Genomic DNA, 15637 nt, shown 5'->3' with positions numbered 1-15637 from the left:
CAAAACGCATTAGAATTTTATTTCTTATTGCCGCATAATCACATCCAACCTTTACTGAGCCACAGGAGTGACACCATGCAAAAACTACTTATCGGCAGCCTGACCGCCTTAGCCCTTGCAGTTAACGTTGCCAACGCGGAAACACGCACCATCAAAATGGGCACTGTGGCAGGCCCAGAAACCGAAGTCATGGAAGTGGCGGCTCGAATTGCCAAAGAAGAGTATGACCTAAACGTCGAGATCATTGAATTCACCGACTACGTCACGCCGAATGCCGCCCTCGCCGATGGCAGTTTAGACGCGAACGCTTATCAGCACGAACCGTACCTACAGGCTATGGTCAATGACCGTGGATATGATCTTGCCATTGCGGGCTACACCTTCGTTTACCCGATCGGCGCATACTCTGAGAAATACGACAGCATCGAAGCGCTGCCCGATGGCGCTCAAATCGCGCTGCCCAACGACCCATCTAATGAAGGGCGTGCACTCATTCTGATGCACAACCAGGGCCTGATCACACTTAATGATCCGAGCAACCTGGAAGCTACCCCCATCGACATCGCTGAAAATCCACGCAACTTCCGTTTCCGCGAAATTGAAGCGGCACAACTCCCCCGTGTACTACCAGACGTCGACATGGCGTTCATTAACAATACGTTCGCCCAACCGGCTGGCTTGAGCCTGAGTGACGCGATAATCAAGGAAGGTCCTGAATCTCCCTACGTTAACTTGATTGCGGTACGGGGCGGAGACGAAGATCGTGAAGAAATCCGTCAACTTGTTGACGCTTATCAGCGCGACGAGGTCATCGAAAAAGCAGAAGAACTGTTTAAGGGCGCAGCTGTACCCGGCTGGATCGAATAAACAGCACGGTTTTCTCTATCGATGTAATCAGGCCAGCCTTAGGGCTGGCCTGATGTGTTTAAACCTATAAGGAATTCGTATGCATAGTGTTGATTATGCGTTGCTTAATCGGCAGCTTGAAGCCCTGCTAGACACACGTGATTGGCTAACCAACAGCGCACAAACCTGTGCCTTTATTCAACACACACTGAGCGACATCAATTGGGTGGGGTTCTATTTGCAGCGCCAGCCCAACCAACTCAGCCTTGGCCCATTTCAGGGCAAACCCGCCTGCCATCCGATCCCCTTCAGCAAAGGCGTTTGCGGGGCTGCTGCCCGCCAACAAGCTACCCAACGGGTTGATGACGTTCACGCTATTGCTGATCACATCGCCTGCGATGCTGACTCTCGCTCAGAGCTCGTTGTTCCCATCGTGATCGACGGCTATCTCTGGGGAGTGCTCGACCTAGACAGCCCCCAGCACGCACGCTTTAGTCAAGAAGATCAGACGGGTATTGAGGCACTGGTGGCGACGTTTATTCGCCAGACTGACCTCCCCCTCTTTATCGACTAGCTTTATCGATTAGCCATAAAAAAAGCCCCATGCTAAGAAGCATGGGGCTTTTAAGTATTTGGTAGGACCAGGCGGATTTGAACCGCCGACCTCCACGATGTCAACGTGGCGCTCTAACCAACTGAGCTATGGTCCTATAAGTAACGAGCTGCACGTAACACGCAATATGGTAGGACCAGGCGGATTTGAACCGCCGACCTCCACGATGTCAACGTGGCGCTCTAACCAACTGAGCTATGGTCCTGCTGTGCAACGGATGCGTATTCTACGGCTTCATAGCTGAATTGCAAGTAGTTTTTAGCACTTTGAAATGACGTAAATGAATTAACTCCCCTCAATTTTCATGTCTTATCGACACTTATCTACGGTTACCGCTAAGCTAAACGTAGATTAACCACTATTCACGGTTAAACCAGGAGGAAAATCTTGCTTGGGCCTTTGCTAGGATGCATCGCCATCTCATTGTTACTCGCCACACTGATTGCCCGCGTGCCTATGCGCTGGTGGTGGGTGCGCAGTTTTGAATTTCCTCGACTGCAAATTGCCGTACTGGCTTTAGCGTGTGGCTTAGCTAGCCTGTGGTTATTAGACCCAGGGCCCTGGCGGGTTACCGCGACACTGGCCTCACTCGCCACGCTAGCGCTTCAGCTGCGCTACATTTTGCCATGGACAACACTCTGGCCTGTGCAGGTAAAAGCCGCCCATAATGCCCCTAAAGACCAGATGATTACGCTGCTAATCGCCAATGTACTGACACCAAACCGCCAGTCAAAAGAGTTACTGGCGATGATAACCCACCACCAGCCCGACATGATTCTGACGTTAGAATCTGACCAATGGTGGCAAGAACAACTTGACCCAGCATTAGATGCGCTGTGGCCTTATAGCGTTAAGATCCCCCTAGATAACCTTTATGGTATGCACCTCTACTCTCGCCTAGCACTGAAAGATACTGAGATTAAGTGGCTTATCCAGGATGACATACCTTCGATTCACACCCAGGTAGAGCTTAAAAGCGGCCAGCATATTCGCTTATTTGCCGTTCACCCAAGACCACCAGCACCCAATGAAAGCGAAAAATCTTTATGGCGTGATGCAGAGCTGTTGTGGATTGGCAAAGAGATACATCGACACCCAAAGGCCACTATCGTTGCCGGCGACCTGAATGATGTTGCCTGGTCACGTACAACACGCCGTTTTTGTCGCATAGGGGGTATGTTGGACCCACGCCGTGGTCGCGGCTTGTACAGCACCTTTCACGCTAATTACCCCCTATTGCGCTGGCCTCTCGACCACGCGTTTGTCAGCGAGCATTTCACCCTCGTCAACATGCAACGACTTGGGGCGTTCGGGTCTGATCACTTCCCTATATTGGCCACTTTTTGCTATCGGCCTTCGCGTCAAGATGAACACGAAACGCCCGATGCCAGTGCAGAGGAGCGTCAAGAGGCGAACGAAACCATTCAAAAGGGCAAAACGGAAAAGCAAGCAACCTAACCGTCTGCCCTCTGAATATCTCAATAGAGGCTACTCAGGTATGCCTCCTTGCGTTAGTACCGCAGGGTCTAGCAAACGTTCGAGCGTTGAGCGATCTAGATCGGTCTCTTCCTCCGCAACGTCGATGATTGGGCGCCCAGCTTGATAGGCTTTTTTAGCCACTGCGGCGGCGGCGTTATAGCCAATCACGCTATTAAGGGCCGTGACTAAAATAGGATTCCGTGCGAGCGGCCCCTGTAAATTATCGTCACGCACTTTGAATGTGGCGATAGCACGCTCACCCAACAAGGTGGCGGTGTTACTCATCAATGTAATCGATGTGAGAAGATTCGAAGCCACTAGCGGCAGCATCACGTTGAGCTGGAAATTTCCACTCTGACCCGCCACCGTTACCGCGGCATCCAAGCCGATGACTTGCGCTGCCGCTTGGGCGGCCGACTCAGGAATCACAGGGTTTACCTTACCCGGCATAATGGAACTACCAGGCTGTAGTGCCTCAAGCTCAATCTCGCCCAACCCCGCCAACGGCCCCGAATTCATCCAGCGCAAATCGTTAGCGATCTTCATAACCACACAGGCCAACCCTTTCAACTGCCCCGATAACTCTACGGCAGCATCCTGGGATGCCAAACTGGCAAAAAAGCTATCATTAGGCACAAAAGGTAGGCCTGTTTGCTGACTTAAATCGCTAGCCATTAGCTCGGCAAACCCCTCAGGCGCGTTAATACCGGTGCCCACCGCCGTGCCGCCTTGCGCTAATCGACATAGCCTTGTCATGGCGCTATCAAAACGCTCGATGGCCTGCCCCACTTGGCTCGACCACGCTCCTAGCTCTTGATCCATACGCAGCGGCATGGCATCCATCAAATGGGTACGACCTGTTTTAACAATATGGGCCAGCTCACTCGCCCTACGATCAATCGTGGCCTGCAGCGTCACCAATGCGGGACGAAGCGCTTCATTAACGGCTATCGCTGCCGAGAGGTGAATGGCCGTTGGGATAACGTCGTTACTCGACTGCCCCATATTAACGTGATCATTTGGCGTTACTTCGACCCCTTCACGACTGGCAAGCGTCGCTAGCACTTCATTAACGTTCATATTGGTCGACGTACCAGAGCCTGTCTGGAAAACATCGATAGGAAAATGCGCATCATGCTGGCCACTAATCACTGCCCGAGCCGCACTCTCAATCGCCTCTGCGCGGGGTTTATCTAACAACCCCAACTGACAGTTACTTCGCGCAGCAGCGAGCTTTATTCGCGCAACAGCGTGAATAAATGCCGTGGGCATGGGTGTATGCGAGACAGGGAAGTTGTTGATAGCCCGTTGGGTTTGAGCGCCATAAAGCGCATTTGCAGGTACATCGAGCTCACCCATGCTATCCCGTTCAATACGTGTATCCATCCTGGCACTCCTTTTAAAAAACGCCTTAACCAACGCCGCTCACATCACTAACATCACGTTTCCCAACGATTATTTTAGTGGTAACGGTTATCTATACGCTTAAGCCTAGTCCTACCGGCGCGTTAGGTAAATCCGTGCGTATCACCGACTCACACAGCGACACTCACACGATCCTTAAATTCACTTCACCATAATGTTGCACCGCACAAAAAGCCCTGTTATGCTGCAACGCAAGATAACTAGATATCAGCCGCGGTGGACGCTTAACAAAACCGTTGCTGATCAACCAACACTAACGGCACCGCCAATCAATGGGCCGATTAGTGAGCAATGGAACAGGAGTGTTTACCATGCAAACATTTAACACCAACGAAATGACTCAGCAGTTCGACAACATGTTCATGGCACCTGTGCGTGCATACATGACGCTAAGCATCGATTACTCTGAAAAAATGCTTAACGCACAGTTTGATGCCAACAAATCTTACGTAGATACTGGCATCACCCAAATGCGTCAGCTGATGAGCGTGAAAGACGCCAACGGCCTGCGTAGCTACATGGAAGGCCAGCAGAAAGTGGCTAAAGAACTCGCTGAGCGTGTAAAAGGCGATGCAGATAAAGTTGTTGCTCTTCAGCAAGACTTCTTGCAGAAAGGCCAAAAACTGACAGAAGATAATGTTAAGCAAGCGCAAGCTGCTGCTAGCAAAATGAGCAAAACTGCTTAATCTGTTAGTTATTGACTTGCTGTCATTAAAACGCCCCTGCCAGTGATCTGGCAGGGGCGTTTTAGCAATTGCGCTTTACCAATTAAGGGCAGACTTGACGAAAGGAATAGTCAGTTTCCGTTTAGCGGATAACGATGCTTGATCAAGCGTTTCCAGTGCATGGCACAAATCCCCCAACTCCCTCGGCCCGCGGTGCATAATGTAGCGCCCTACGTCATCAGGCAACTGCATTCCACGTACGTTGGCGCGAAGCTTTAACGCTGCTAGGCGTTCGTTATCATCCAGCGGATGCAGATGAAACGTAACTCCCCAGGTTAACCGTGATGCCAAGTCCGGCAATGCAACGTCTAATTGGCGTGGGGACGTATTGGCGGCAATCACTAGGGCTTTTCCCGCATCACGCAGCCGATTAAAGGCGTGAAACAGAGCCTCTTCCCAACGCTTACGCCCGATCACATATTCAAGATCATCAATGGCGACGAGATCCAGACGCTCGATATCCTCCAGCATCAGCGGTGGGAAATGACCAAGGTCTGCCAATGGAAGATAAAGTGCCCGCTTATCTGCATCCGAGGCGGCATGACACGCCGCCTGCAAAAGATGGCTACGGCCACTGCCCGGCGCGCCCCATAAATATAAGAACGGCTCAGCATCAGACTTAAGCTGCCGGCTCAGGTACTCCATTAATGAAGCGTTTGCTTGTGAGGCATAGTAATTATTAAATGTCGCGTCGTCTCGCAACCCTACCCCAAGCGGTAGCTGTGCCGGTAATCGGCTCATGGTGACTCCCTTTCGTCGTGACGACCCAGTCCATCATTGTAATGTTGCTGTTCTAGGGGACGTTGCTCGGCATCATAGAGAGCACTGCCTTTATAGCGATCTTTAATTTCCCTTAAAAGCACCATAATGACCGCTGCGGCAGGCAATGCTAAGAGTACGCCCGTCAGACCGAAAAGATGACCACCCGCCAGTACCGCAAAGATAACCGCAACAGGATGCAAACCTATCTTATCGCCTAACAGCTTAGGCTGAAGTATGACACTTTCTGCCGCCTGACCGATACCGAATACCGCGATCACGCCCAGCACAGCCCACCATGTATCAAATTGGAAAAGCGCCACGATAAGCGCCACCACTAATCCCACAATAAAACCAAGGAACGGCACAATACTGACAAGCCCGGACACAGCACCAATCAGCAGTCCGAAGTTCAGCCCCATCAACGTTAGTCCCGCCGCATATATAATGCCCAAACACAGCATGACCAGTAACTGCCCACGTAGAAACGCTGATAGAACTTCATCGCAGCGCTGAGCCAAGCGGGAAACATCGCTTGTCCATTGACGAGGAACCAAATCAGCAAGACTAGAAATCAGCCGGCTCCAATCAAGTAGTAAATAGAACGTTACGACAGGAATCAGGGCAACGTAGGTAACCCAGGAAACGAAAGCCATCCCAGAACGACCTATTTGACTTAACGCCTGAGCTGCATAGCTACCTGCATCACGCCAGTTTTTGATCAAAGTTTCTCTAACGTTCGTTAGCTCTGCGCCCAAATCGTAACCCGTCCACTCCTGAACTTGCGGCGCTAATATGTTCTCAATCCAGTTGAAGACACTCGGCAACGCCTCTCCCAGCTGTTTTGTTTGCTGCACAACCAACGGGATCAAAATAAGCAGGCTTAAAATAAGGATCAGTAACAGGACAAAAAAGACGCTACTAACTGCCCAGGGCCGCTTCATGCCTAACCGCTGGAAATAATTAGCAAGCGGGTCAGCCAAATAGGCCAAAATTAAACCCGCAATAAATGGCATCAGTACCGCATCTAATAAGTAGAGGCAGCCCACCAATACCACCAAAAAAACAACGCCCCACCATGAATGTCGCATGCTCTTTATATCCCTCCTGGAAAGATGGTTAGCGCCCTTAGCGTACTGAATAGTAACAAAAGTAGCGTATTGAACATCGGTTAACGCCGCACATCGATGCGACTTACGTCTCTGGGTGTTACAATCCGTTCCGTTATCGCCCCAGCACTGGCCATTTCGCCAGCACTACCCGTATTGCTATAGGCTTCACAGGATCTGTCATGACCGATACCTCCACTTCTCAGGCCACTCCCTCACTCAGCTATAAAGACGCAGGTGTCGATATTGATGCCGGCAACGCGCTAGTTGATCGCATCAAACACGTTGCCAAACGCACGACACGCCCTGAAGTCCTGGGTGGCCTTGGCGGGTTTGGCGCACTGTGTGAGCTTCCCGCTGGTTATAAACAGCCAGTCCTGGTCTCCGGCACGGATGGTGTCGGCACTAAGCTGCGTCTTGCCATGGACCTTGGTAAGCATGACACCATTGGCATTGACTTGGTCGCTATGTGTGTCAACGATTTGATCGTTGCCGGTGCTGAACCGCTGCTATTCCTTGACTACTATGCCACGGGTAAGCTGGATGTGGATATCGCTGCAGATGTCGTGACCGGCATTGGCGCTGGTTGCGAACTAGCTGGTTGCGCACTAGTAGGCGGCGAAACTGCCGAAATGCCCGGTATGTACGAGGGCAATGACTACGATTTGGCAGGCTTCTGCGTTGGCGTTGTTGAAAAGGCCGATATTTTAGACGGCAGCAAGGTAGCCGAAGGCGATGTACTGCTGGGATTGGCCTCTTCTGGCCCGCACTCCAATGGCTATTCATTGATTCGCAAAATTCTGGAAGTTAGCAACGCTTCACTCAATGATACTGTGGATGGGCAGCCGCTTGGCGACGCGTTAATGGCGCCGACGCGTATTTATGTGAAGTCGTTGCTGTCGATGATGCGCGGCACAGATATTCCCGTTCACGCGCTTTCCCATATTACGGGTGGTGGTTTACTGGAAAACATTCCCCGTGTTCTGCCCGATACCCTCGCAGCCCACGTTGATCTTTCTACTTGGCAGCGTCCAGAAGTATTTAACTGGTTACAAGCTCAAGGCAATGTCAGTGAAACGGAAATGCACCGCGTACTGAACTGCGGCATCGGCATGGTGGTTGTAGTGCCCCAGGCCCAAGCTGAAGACGCTATGGCGCATCTGCAAGCTCAAGGCGAGACCGTATATCGCATTGGTCAGATTATTCAGCGCCAGGAGGAAGCCGTCGTTTTGGAGAACCTTCGCGCATGAGCAGTACCGACTTTAATAGTGGCACGTTCAACGACACCATAAACGACATGGCGCCAGAACCAACAGCGGCGCGACGTATTGTGGTGCTAATTTCTGGCAGTGGCAGTAATTTACAGGCGCTGATTGACGCGCAAAGCCATGATCGGCTTGGCGGGGAAATCGTCGCTGTTATTTCCAATGAGCCGGATGCCCATGGCTTGAAGCGCGCCCTAGAAGCGGGTATTGAAGCCGTTGCGCTACCTCATCGCGAGTATGACAGCCGCGATGCTTACGACGGAGCGCTAATCAAAGTCATCGAACGTCATGAGCCTGACTTGATTGTTTTAGCAGGCTTTATGCGCATTCTGACGCCCCGCTTTGTGCAGCGTTTTTTAGGCAAAATGCTCAACATCCACCCTTCACTACTGCCCGCCTATCAAGGGTTAAATACCCATGCTCGAGCGCTGGCAGACGGTGTCAAACAGCATGGCTGTAGCGTGCATTTTGTCACTGAAGAGCTAGATGGTGGGCCTGTTGTGCTACAAGCAGAACTGAACGTTACAAATGAAGATACCGTTGAGACGCTTAAGGAGAAGGTGCACGCTCGTGAACACCTAATCTTCCCAATTGCCGTTCAGTGGTTTCTGCAAGGCCGCCTGCAATATAGCGCTGAAAACGCCACCATGGATGGCCACCCCCTGCCCCCCCATGGTATGCGGCTCTCCCACACAGATGCTGCAGAAGAGCTAGACGAAGAGTTTGACGAAAACACGTAAATGTCACTGCTCTGACCATAAAAAACGCCTTACCGCTATTAGCGCGTAAGGCGTTTTTTGTTTAGCTTGCGGATATTAAGTGCGAGGCAGCGTAACGCCTCGTTGTCCCATATATTTACCACCGCGATCTTTATAAGATGTTTCACACATCTCATCCGACTCAAGGAACAGCATCTGAGCTACCCCTTCATGGGCATAAATCTTGGCAGGCAGGTTGGTAGTATTTGAAAATTCAAGCGTCACATGCCCTTCCCACTCTGGCTCAAGCGGCGTTACGTTGACAATAATGCCACAGCGCGCGTAAGTGGATTTTCCAAGGCAAATCGTCAGCACACTGCGCGGAATACGAAAATACTCAACCGTGCGTGCTAATGCGAAGGAATTCGGCGGGATAATACACACATCACCCTTAACATCGACAAAGCTTTTGTCATCAAACGCTTTGGGATCGACAATAGCCGAATGTATGTTGGTAAACACTTTAAATTCATCGGCACAGCGAACGTCGTAACCGTAGCTCGACGTGCCATAAGAAATAACGCGCTGATCATTCACATAGCGCACCTGCTCAGCTTCAAACGGTTCAATCATGGCATCGCTTTGTGCCATGCGACGAATCCACTTGTCAGATTTAATACTCATTTGTTACGTCATCACTCGCTAAAAGAAATAGTGGGGCCGCCGCTATGGCTGGCATTTACCGATTGCGCCACTTGTTTGGCAATATCTGCAAACGTGCGACTCACTGAGCTATCGGGTTCGGAAATCACGCTGGGGCGACCAGAGTCAGCTAGCTCACGAATAGAGAGCGTTAACGGCAACCGCCCAAGAACTGTCGTATCATACTCTTCCGCGATGCGATCGCCGCCACCGGTACCAAAAATAGCCGCTTCGTGGCCGCAATTTTCACAATGATAAAGACTCATGTTCTCTACCACGCCAAGCACTGGCACATTGACCTTACGGAACATCTCAATGCCTTTGCGGGCATCAAGGAGCGCAATATCCTGAGGCGTGGTGACAATCACGGCGCCTGAAACAGGCACTTTTTGCGCCAGCGTCAGTTGGATATCGCCGGTACCTGGCGGCATATCAATCAGCAGGAAATCCAGATTATCCCATTGGGTTTGTGTCAGCATTTGCTGAAACGCACCAACGACCATCGGGCCACGCCAGACCATCGCCTCACGGGTGTTAACCATAAAGGCCATCGACATCGCTTGAAGGCCGTGCGCTTCTAGCGGCAGAAACTTATTGTCCTCCGTCGCCTGAGGCCGCACGCCTTCTTTAACACCCAGCATTTGCGCTTGGCTAGGGCCGTAAATATCAGCATCCAGTACGCCAACACGATACCCCTGGGCAGAAAGCGCTAGTGCCAAGTTCACAGTAACGGTCGATTTGCCGACTCCACCTTTCCCCGATGCCACTGCTACTATATGTTTTACACCGTCCATCAATGGCACTCCTGTCTATTGCGACTAATCTATCCGTGGTTTGAATGATACTCCTAGGCGGCCCATTTCTAAACCAACATGCAAAAAGCGGATGCAGGGGCTGCCTACATCCGCTTTATTACGCTAGCAATCAGCGCACGATCAAGTGTATAGATCAGTTACTGTTTTGTTGGCCCTGCTCTTCAGAACTTGCTTCTTCAGCTTGCTCAGAACCATTCGAATCAGCGCTGCCACTCTCTTCATCTGTCAAAGAAGGCACTTCGTCATTCGCCGCATCGTTTACATGTAAGCGACCCTCCAACGAAGAAAGCTCGTCACGCCAGTCACTGAGCTGGGTTTCCAGGCGTGCAAGCTGACCTTCACGAGCCTCAATATCACTTTCAACGTTAGCTAGTTCTTCACGACCAATATCCAGCGCGACCATGAGATCATCCATCTCGCTGCGCACTTGGTCGAGGCTCTGTTGCTCTTCTTCACGCAGTTGAGTTAACGAATCAACCTCGCTTTGCAACTCATCCCGCTCACTGGTGAGCGAGTCACGCTCGCTTTGCAAATTATCTAATTCACTTTGAACGGCTGACACCTCTTCCTCAGTACCGGACAGCTGTTCGCTAGCTTCACTAATCTGGGTTTCTAAACCCGACAGTTCCTCTTGAGCGGCACGAAGCTCGTCAACGGCCTCCTGACGCTCTTGTTCAGCTTGCTGACGTGCCGATTCCGCTTCTTGGCGGGACTCTTCGGCACTTTGACGAGCTTCTTCAGCTTCCTGGCGAGCAGACTCAGCCTGGTCTCGCGCGCTTACCACTTGATCACGTTCTTCTTTTAGTGATTGCAGGTCAGCTTCAGCGCTTTCTACTTGCTCACTTAACGCATCGACTTCTTGCTGAAGTGCATCACGCTCAGCGACTAGTTCTTCAAGACGCGATTGCACCGCATTTGTCTCACCCTGAGCGGTCTCTAGATCGCTTTGTGCCTGAGCCTGCTGCTCTTCCAGCGATGCCATTTCCTCACGCATTGCACTTAAATCGGTCTCAGCTTGCTCAACTTCCGCAATTCGCTGGCTAAGCTGGTTATTATCTTGCTCGACGCTGGCTAACTGGCCCTCTAACGTTTCGACACGCTCTTGCCGTGTGCCCGAGTTCGATTGCGCCATAATTGCCCAAATAACAGCAATGGCGGCAATACCAGCAATACCTTTGACACGGTTGTCTTTAAACAGCGTTTTCATGTCTGGCTTACTCGCTGGCGCTTGATTATCCGAGTGGTTTGCTTCTGGCATACTGCGTCCCTCTCTTCTTTATTAGGCTACCGATATCAGCAGCGTTGATAGACATTTAGCACCTGACATTCTTTTACTAGCATACACATCTAGCAACATCTAGCCAGCGAACAACGTATATGACTAACGGCGCATACGGTTAGCCGCTTGTTGGTTAGCCTAGTGGTTACTTTCCTTAAAGCCTATCGCATCCGCAGCGGCAACCTCAAACCAAGAAAGCGTGGCGTGTAACGACACAACACTACCAATAATCAATAACGTAGGCGGCGTAATCTCACCTTGGTGAAATGCTTCAGGCAGCTGTTGCAAAGAACCAATATGCGTACATTGGTGCTGTGTTGTGCCCTGTTCAATCAGCGCCAAAGGGGTGCTGGATGCGAGACCATGGTCCATCAAAGCCTGGCAAATGGCCTCTAAGTTGCTCAGCCCCATATAAAATACCAAGGTTTGTCCAGGGCTAGCTAACGCCTGCCAATCAAGCGTGCTCTCTCCATGTTGCAAGTGGCCCGTGACTAAGCGAACCGACTGCGCATGGTCTCGGTGTGTCAGAGGAATGCCTGCATAAGCGGCACAACCGGATGCCGCTGTAATACCCGGGATGACTTCTACCACCACATTTTCAGCCATGAGCGTTTCTAATTCTTCTCCACCTCGGCCAAAAATGAAGGGATCTCCCCCCTTGAGACGCACAACTTGCTTACCTTGCCTGGCCCAAGCCACCAATGTCTGGTTAATTTCATTTTGAGGGACGCTGTGCAACGCCTTCGCCTTGCCAACGTAAAACCGCTCAGCCTTAGGCCCAATCAGGGCTAGCACTTCATCGCTAACGAGGCGGTCGTATAGCACCACTTCTGCTACCTGAAGCCGCTTATACGCTTTCAACGTCAATAGTTCTGGATCCCCTGGGCCAGCACCGACCAAACTTACCAAACCACCGCCAACTTTTTGAGCGCTAGCCGAGTGGCCTGTCTTTATAGTGGCTGCTTTTACTTCGCTCAAAGAAACACCCCGACAATAAAAAATGATCCAATCTATTAAAAAGCAATAGACCTTCCTGTGTCGCGCCAAAGTTTCTATGGAAGACACTTAACGTCACACCAAAATTCCTTTATAGAATATATATAGATCAATTGATTTTAAAAAAAGCAAGCATTGTCAGTAATGGCTTACATATTAGTTACGTTTTTAGGGCTAACCTTTACGATTAACTTTTATTTGGCATATGCTTTGGAGCTTCACGCATGCTCGTGAATGATACAGCCCCAGTACCGCAAAGTACTGATAGCCTGATATCCCAGATACCTGGGGTTATTTTTCAATTCTATCGATCACACTGCGGCCGTATGCACTTTCCCTACCTGGAAGGCGGGGGCGAGGCGCTGGCACACATCGACCGACAACAATTAGCGCATGACGCTGGCCAACTTATTGAACACCTAACCGGTCACGATCACCCCAAAATAATGTCATCTATTGAGCGATCTGCACGCTGGATGCTACCGCTCACGACTCGCTTCCGCCTCCCCTTCCCTAAAGGAAAGCCGCACTGGATTGCGGTAAGTGCTAACCCCTCCCCGGCATCCAATGGTGTTCGCTGGAGCGGCATCATGATGGATATTACTGATCAAGTCGCTGAAGAGCAGCGACTAAGAAAACTCTGCGACACCGACCCTTTAACGGGATTGCCTAACCGTCGCAAACTCATGGTGCACTTAACGCACCTAGCCTCATTAAGCACGCGGCATGGGACGCCTTTATCTATCATGATGGTAGATATAGATCATTTTAAACAGCTCAATGATCGTTGGGGACACTTGCAGGGCGATAGCGTACTTGAACAACTTGCCGTGCAAACTCAGCAACTCCTGCGCTGCGAAGATATGGTGGCAAGACTTGGCGGTGAAGAGTTTATGGTCGTGTTGCCGCTTACACCGCTGCAACAATGCCATAAACTCGCTGACCGTCTCCGACATGCCATCTCAAGCTACGATTTTGGAATCGGTGCCGGCCAAGTAACCGTGAGCATTGGTGTAGCGGAGTATCGGTGCGGTGAGCCTTTAGCCAACTTAATAGAGCGCGCTGATCAAGCGTTATACAGCGCGAAAGAGGTTGGTCGCGACTGCGTATGCCTTCTATCCTGATTTGAGCAATACCCAAAGGAGGCAACCCATGACAACGCTAGCTCAGAAAACCTGCGAACCTTGCAGTGGTAATGCCATACCGCTCACTTATAGCGCATGCCAACCCCATCTAGCAGCGCTTTCAGAGTGGCAGATTGTTGACCACGATGGCATCATGAAGCTGACGAGACAGTTTACGTTTCGCAACTTTGCCGATGCCCTGGCATTCACCCAGCGCGTTGGCGATATAGCAGAGCAGGCTGGGCACCATCCTGTCATTGTTACTGAGTGGGGTAAAACCACCGTGACATGGTGGTCTCATGCAATAAAGGGCCTGCATCTTAATGATTTCATTCTTGCCGCCAGAACCGACGAGGTAGCCGAATAAATGTTTGAGCAAATTGAGCGAGTCCCAGGAGATGCCATTCTCGGGCTGATCGAAGCTTTCAAAAAAGACACCAATCCCCAGAAAGTCGATTTAGGGGTTGGCGTATATCGCGATGCACAAGGCAATACGCCGGTCATGCGCGCTGTCAAGGAAGCAGAAGCTCGCCTGCTCAAGAATGAAACCACCAAGACCTATATTGGCTCTCACGGTGCCCCTGCTTACGGTGATGCTGTGCTGCCTATGGTATTAGGTGCAGATTCTTCCGTATTGAAAGCCAACCGCGCGAGCGCTACCCAGTCTCCTGGTGGAACAGGTGCACTACGCTTAGCCGCTGACTTTATTGCTCACCAGCTTCCTGGAAAAGGAATCTGGGTCAGCGATCCTACTTGGCCAAACCATCACGGCATTTTCACCGCTGCAGGTATCGAGCTTCACAAGTACCCCTACGTTGATGCTGACAACCGCCTTGATTTCGATGGCATGTTAGCGGCACTGAAAAAGATTCCTGAAGGCGACGTTGTGGTGCTTCACGCCTGCTGCCACAACCCGACCGGCTTTGACCTGTCTAAAGATCAGTGGCATGAAGTAATGGCAGTACTGAGCGAGCGCAAACTGCTGCCATTGGTTGACTTTGCTTACCAAGGTTTCGGGGAAGGCCTGGACGAAGATGCCTATGGTGTTCGTCTGCTGGCCGAAAACCTTGATGAAGTTATCATCACCAGCTCCTGCTCAAAGAACTTTGGCATTTACTGCGAACGCACTGGCTGCTTGATCCTAATTGCAAAAGACGCCGAGCAGATGGAGAACGTTCGCTCTCAGGCTGCCATTGTGGCCCGTGAGAACTACTCTAACCCTCCCGCCCACGGCGGCGCGATTGTTAGCGAAATTCTCCACGACGCTGAGCTGTCTGCAATGTGGCGTGAAGAGCTGACCGAAATGCGTGATCGCATCAATACGCTGCGTCGCGACTTCGTTGAAGCCCTTAAGCCTTACGGCCTTGCTGAAAAGTATGCATGCGTTGCAGAGCAGCGCGGCATGTTCTCTTACACCGGTTTAACTCCGGAGCAAGTAGACCGCCTGCGTGATGAGTTCGGTATTTACATGGTGCGCTCTGGCCGTGCCAACGTTGCAGGATTCTCACACGAGAATTTACCTTACCTCGCTAAGGCCATCGCTGCCGTTAACGAATAACGCCAGTGAGTTGTTAACCTTAGTGTCAACAGCTAAAACGCCCAGGCAAATTGCCTGGGCGTTTTTGTAGATGAATTGAAGATAAGCCACTGAACAGGCAAGCGATTGTTATGTACAATTGCCCGCTTGCCGCCAGAGCCTGGGGCGCCCGTGCGGCGTCCGCTACAACGCAATGCTTGACCGATCAGTCAAATCTTCGGCACACTCAGCATAGCCTTGTATACAACACACCATAACTAAGAGG

At 51.1% G+C, this 15637-nt stretch carries 16 protein-coding genes and 2 tRNA genes; 9 read left to right on the top strand and 9 right to left on the bottom strand.

What is annotated here, in order from left to right:
* Positions 1 to 75: 75 nt before the first annotated feature.
* Together NF683_RS16200 and NF683_RS16195 are read left to right on the top strand one after the other, a co-directional pair.
* A complete protein-coding gene (locus NF683_RS16200; protein WP_089038187.1) occupies positions 76 to 867 on the top strand; it encodes a MetQ/NlpA family ABC transporter substrate-binding protein in 792 nt (263 codons plus the stop codon).
* A gap of 79 nt (positions 868 to 946) precedes the next feature.
* Entirely contained in the window at positions 947 to 1420 is a 474-nt protein-coding gene (locus NF683_RS16195) for a GAF domain-containing protein (RefSeq protein WP_089038186.1), read from the top strand.
* Positions 1421 to 1479: 59 nt separating this feature from the next.
* Here NF683_RS16195 and NF683_RS16190 read toward each other — a convergent pair.
* Positions 1480 to 1556, bottom strand: a tRNA-Val gene (locus NF683_RS16190).
* A 31-nt stretch (positions 1557 to 1587) separates the two neighbouring features.
* Positions 1588 to 1664: transfer RNA gene (locus NF683_RS16185), tRNA-Val, on the bottom strand.
* Between the two features lie 182 nt (positions 1665 to 1846).
* Here NF683_RS16185 and NF683_RS16180 point away from each other — a divergent pair.
* The gene (locus tag NF683_RS16180; protein ID WP_253920443.1) at positions 1847 to 2917 is read left to right on the top strand and encodes an endonuclease/exonuclease/phosphatase family protein; all 1071 of its coding nucleotides are present in this window, start codon (positions 1847 to 1849) and stop codon (positions 2915 to 2917) included.
* A 30-nt stretch (positions 2918 to 2947) separates the two neighbouring features.
* On the opposite strand, the gene NF683_RS16175 is transcribed toward NF683_RS16180, so the two are convergent.
* Entirely contained in the window at positions 2948 to 4324 is a 1377-nt protein-coding gene (locus NF683_RS16175) for a class II fumarate hydratase (protein WP_193060568.1), read from the bottom strand.
* Between the two features lie 350 nt (positions 4325 to 4674).
* Here NF683_RS16175 and NF683_RS16170 point away from each other — a divergent pair, with 350 nt between their 5' ends.
* Positions 4675 to 5049, top strand: a complete 375-nt coding sequence (locus NF683_RS16170) for a phasin family protein (protein ID WP_089038183.1) — start codon at positions 4675 to 4677, stop codon at positions 5047 to 5049.
* A 75-nt stretch (positions 5050 to 5124) separates the two neighbouring features.
* Here NF683_RS16170 and hda read toward each other — a convergent pair whose 3' ends face one another.
* Together hda and NF683_RS16160 are read right to left on the bottom strand one after the other, a co-directional pair.
* Positions 5125 to 5829 (bottom strand): DnaA regulatory inactivator Hda, encoded by a 705-nt coding sequence (gene hda / locus NF683_RS16165; protein ID WP_038483749.1) that lies wholly within the window; start codon positions 5827 to 5829, stop codon positions 5125 to 5127.
* The gene (locus tag NF683_RS16160; protein WP_089038182.1) at positions 5826 to 6938 is read right to left on the bottom strand and encodes an AI-2E family transporter; all 1113 of its coding nucleotides are present in this window, start codon (positions 6936 to 6938) and stop codon (positions 5826 to 5828) included. The genes hda and NF683_RS16160 overlap by 4 nt, the downstream gene beginning before the upstream one ends.
* Before the next feature lie 200 nt (positions 6939 to 7138).
* Between NF683_RS16160 and purM the strand changes: the two genes are divergently transcribed.
* Positions 7139 to 8206: a phosphoribosylformylglycinamidine cyclo-ligase gene (gene purM, locus NF683_RS16155; protein ID WP_193084839.1), complete on the top strand. Its 1068-nt coding sequence runs from the start codon at positions 7139 to 7141 to the stop codon at positions 8204 to 8206.
* A complete protein-coding gene (purN, locus tag NF683_RS16150) occupies positions 8203 to 8961 on the top strand; it encodes a phosphoribosylglycinamide formyltransferase (RefSeq protein WP_089038180.1) in 759 nt (252 codons plus the stop codon). Before purM ends, purN begins: the two co-directional genes overlap by 4 nt.
* A 75-nt stretch (positions 8962 to 9036) precedes the next feature.
* Here the strand turns inward: purN and dcd are convergent, their stop codons facing one another.
* The 4 genes from dcd to cobA all read right to left on the bottom strand — a co-directional run bounded on the left by dcd (position 9037) and on the right by cobA (position 12624).
* Positions 9037 to 9603, bottom strand: coding sequence for a dCTP deaminase (gene dcd / locus NF683_RS16145; protein WP_038483741.1), 567 nt, complete (start codon positions 9601 to 9603; stop codon positions 9037 to 9039).
* Between the two features lie 11 nt (positions 9604 to 9614).
* Positions 9615 to 10415: an iron-sulfur cluster carrier protein ApbC gene (gene apbC, locus NF683_RS16140; RefSeq protein WP_051626459.1), complete on the bottom strand. Its 801-nt coding sequence runs from the start codon at positions 10413 to 10415 to the stop codon at positions 9615 to 9617.
* Positions 10416 to 10569: 154 nt separating this feature from the next.
* A complete protein-coding gene (locus NF683_RS16135; protein WP_089038179.1) occupies positions 10570 to 11694 on the bottom strand; it encodes a coiled-coil domain-containing protein in 1125 nt (374 codons plus the stop codon).
* A gap of 159 nt (positions 11695 to 11853) precedes the next feature.
* On the bottom strand, positions 11854 to 12624 hold the full coding sequence (gene cobA / locus NF683_RS16130; RefSeq protein ID WP_089040862.1) for a uroporphyrinogen-III C-methyltransferase: 771 nt from the start codon (positions 12622 to 12624) through the stop codon (positions 11854 to 11856).
* Between the two features lie 311 nt (positions 12625 to 12935).
* Between cobA and NF683_RS16125 the strand changes: the two genes are divergently transcribed.
* From NF683_RS16125 to NF683_RS16115, 3 genes are read left to right on the top strand one after another with little or no spacing between them, the layout of a single operon-like run.
* Positions 12936 to 13835, top strand: a complete 900-nt coding sequence (locus NF683_RS16125; RefSeq protein WP_089038178.1) for a GGDEF domain-containing protein — start codon at positions 12936 to 12938, stop codon at positions 13833 to 13835.
* A 28-nt stretch (positions 13836 to 13863) separates the two neighbouring features.
* Positions 13864 to 14202 (top strand): 4a-hydroxytetrahydrobiopterin dehydratase, encoded by a 339-nt coding sequence (locus tag NF683_RS16120; RefSeq protein ID WP_089038177.1) that lies wholly within the window; start codon positions 13864 to 13866, stop codon positions 14200 to 14202.
* Positions 14203 to 15393 (top strand): amino acid aminotransferase, encoded by a 1191-nt coding sequence (locus NF683_RS16115; protein ID WP_089038176.1) that lies wholly within the window; start codon positions 14203 to 14205, stop codon positions 15391 to 15393.
* The last annotated feature ends 244 nt before the right edge of the window (positions 15394 to 15637 follow it).

The organism is Halomonas sp. MS1 (assembly GCF_024182575.1).
GTDB lineage: Bacteria > Pseudomonadota > Gammaproteobacteria > Pseudomonadales > Halomonadaceae > Vreelandella.
The sequence above is the reverse complement of the archived record's forward strand: the minus strand, read 5'-3'. Positions and strand labels throughout refer to the sequence as shown.

Coding starts and splice junctions, on each gene's coding strand:
- NF683_RS16200 (WP_089038187.1), top strand. CDS start 76: ATGCAAAAACTACTTATCGGCAGCCTGACCGCCTTAGCCCTTGCAGTT.
- NF683_RS16195 (WP_089038186.1), top strand. CDS start 947: ATGCATAGTGTTGATTATGCGTTGCTTAATCGGCAGCTTGAAGCCCTG.
- NF683_RS16175 (WP_193060568.1), bottom strand. CDS start 4,324: ATGGATACACGTATTGAACGGGATAGCATGGGTGAGCTCGATGTACCT.
- NF683_RS16170 (WP_089038183.1), top strand. CDS start 4,675: ATGCAAACATTTAACACCAACGAAATGACTCAGCAGTTCGACAACATG.
- hda (WP_038483749.1), bottom strand. CDS start 5,829: ATGAGCCGATTACCGGCACAGCTACCGCTTGGGGTAGGGTTGCGAGAC.
- NF683_RS16160 (WP_089038182.1), bottom strand. CDS start 6,938: ATGCGACATTCATGGTGGGGCGTTGTTTTTTTGGTGGTATTGGTGGGC.
- purM (WP_193084839.1), top strand. CDS start 7,139: ATGACCGATACCTCCACTTCTCAGGCCACTCCCTCACTCAGCTATAAA.
- purN (WP_089038180.1), top strand. CDS start 8,203: ATGAGCAGTACCGACTTTAATAGTGGCACGTTCAACGACACCATAAAC.
- dcd (WP_038483741.1), bottom strand. CDS start 9,603: ATGAGTATTAAATCTGACAAGTGGATTCGTCGCATGGCACAAAGCGAT.
- apbC (WP_051626459.1), bottom strand. CDS start 10,415: ATGGACGGTGTAAAACATATAGTAGCAGTGGCATCGGGGAAAGGTGGA.
- NF683_RS16135 (WP_089038179.1), bottom strand. CDS start 11,694: ATGCCAGAAGCAAACCACTCGGATAATCAAGCGCCAGCGAGTAAGCCA.
- NF683_RS16125 (WP_089038178.1), top strand. CDS start 12,936: ATGCTCGTGAATGATACAGCCCCAGTACCGCAAAGTACTGATAGCCTG.
- NF683_RS16120 (WP_089038177.1), top strand. CDS start 13,864: ATGACAACGCTAGCTCAGAAAACCTGCGAACCTTGCAGTGGTAATGCC.
- NF683_RS16115 (WP_089038176.1), top strand. CDS start 14,203: ATGTTTGAGCAAATTGAGCGAGTCCCAGGAGATGCCATTCTCGGGCTG.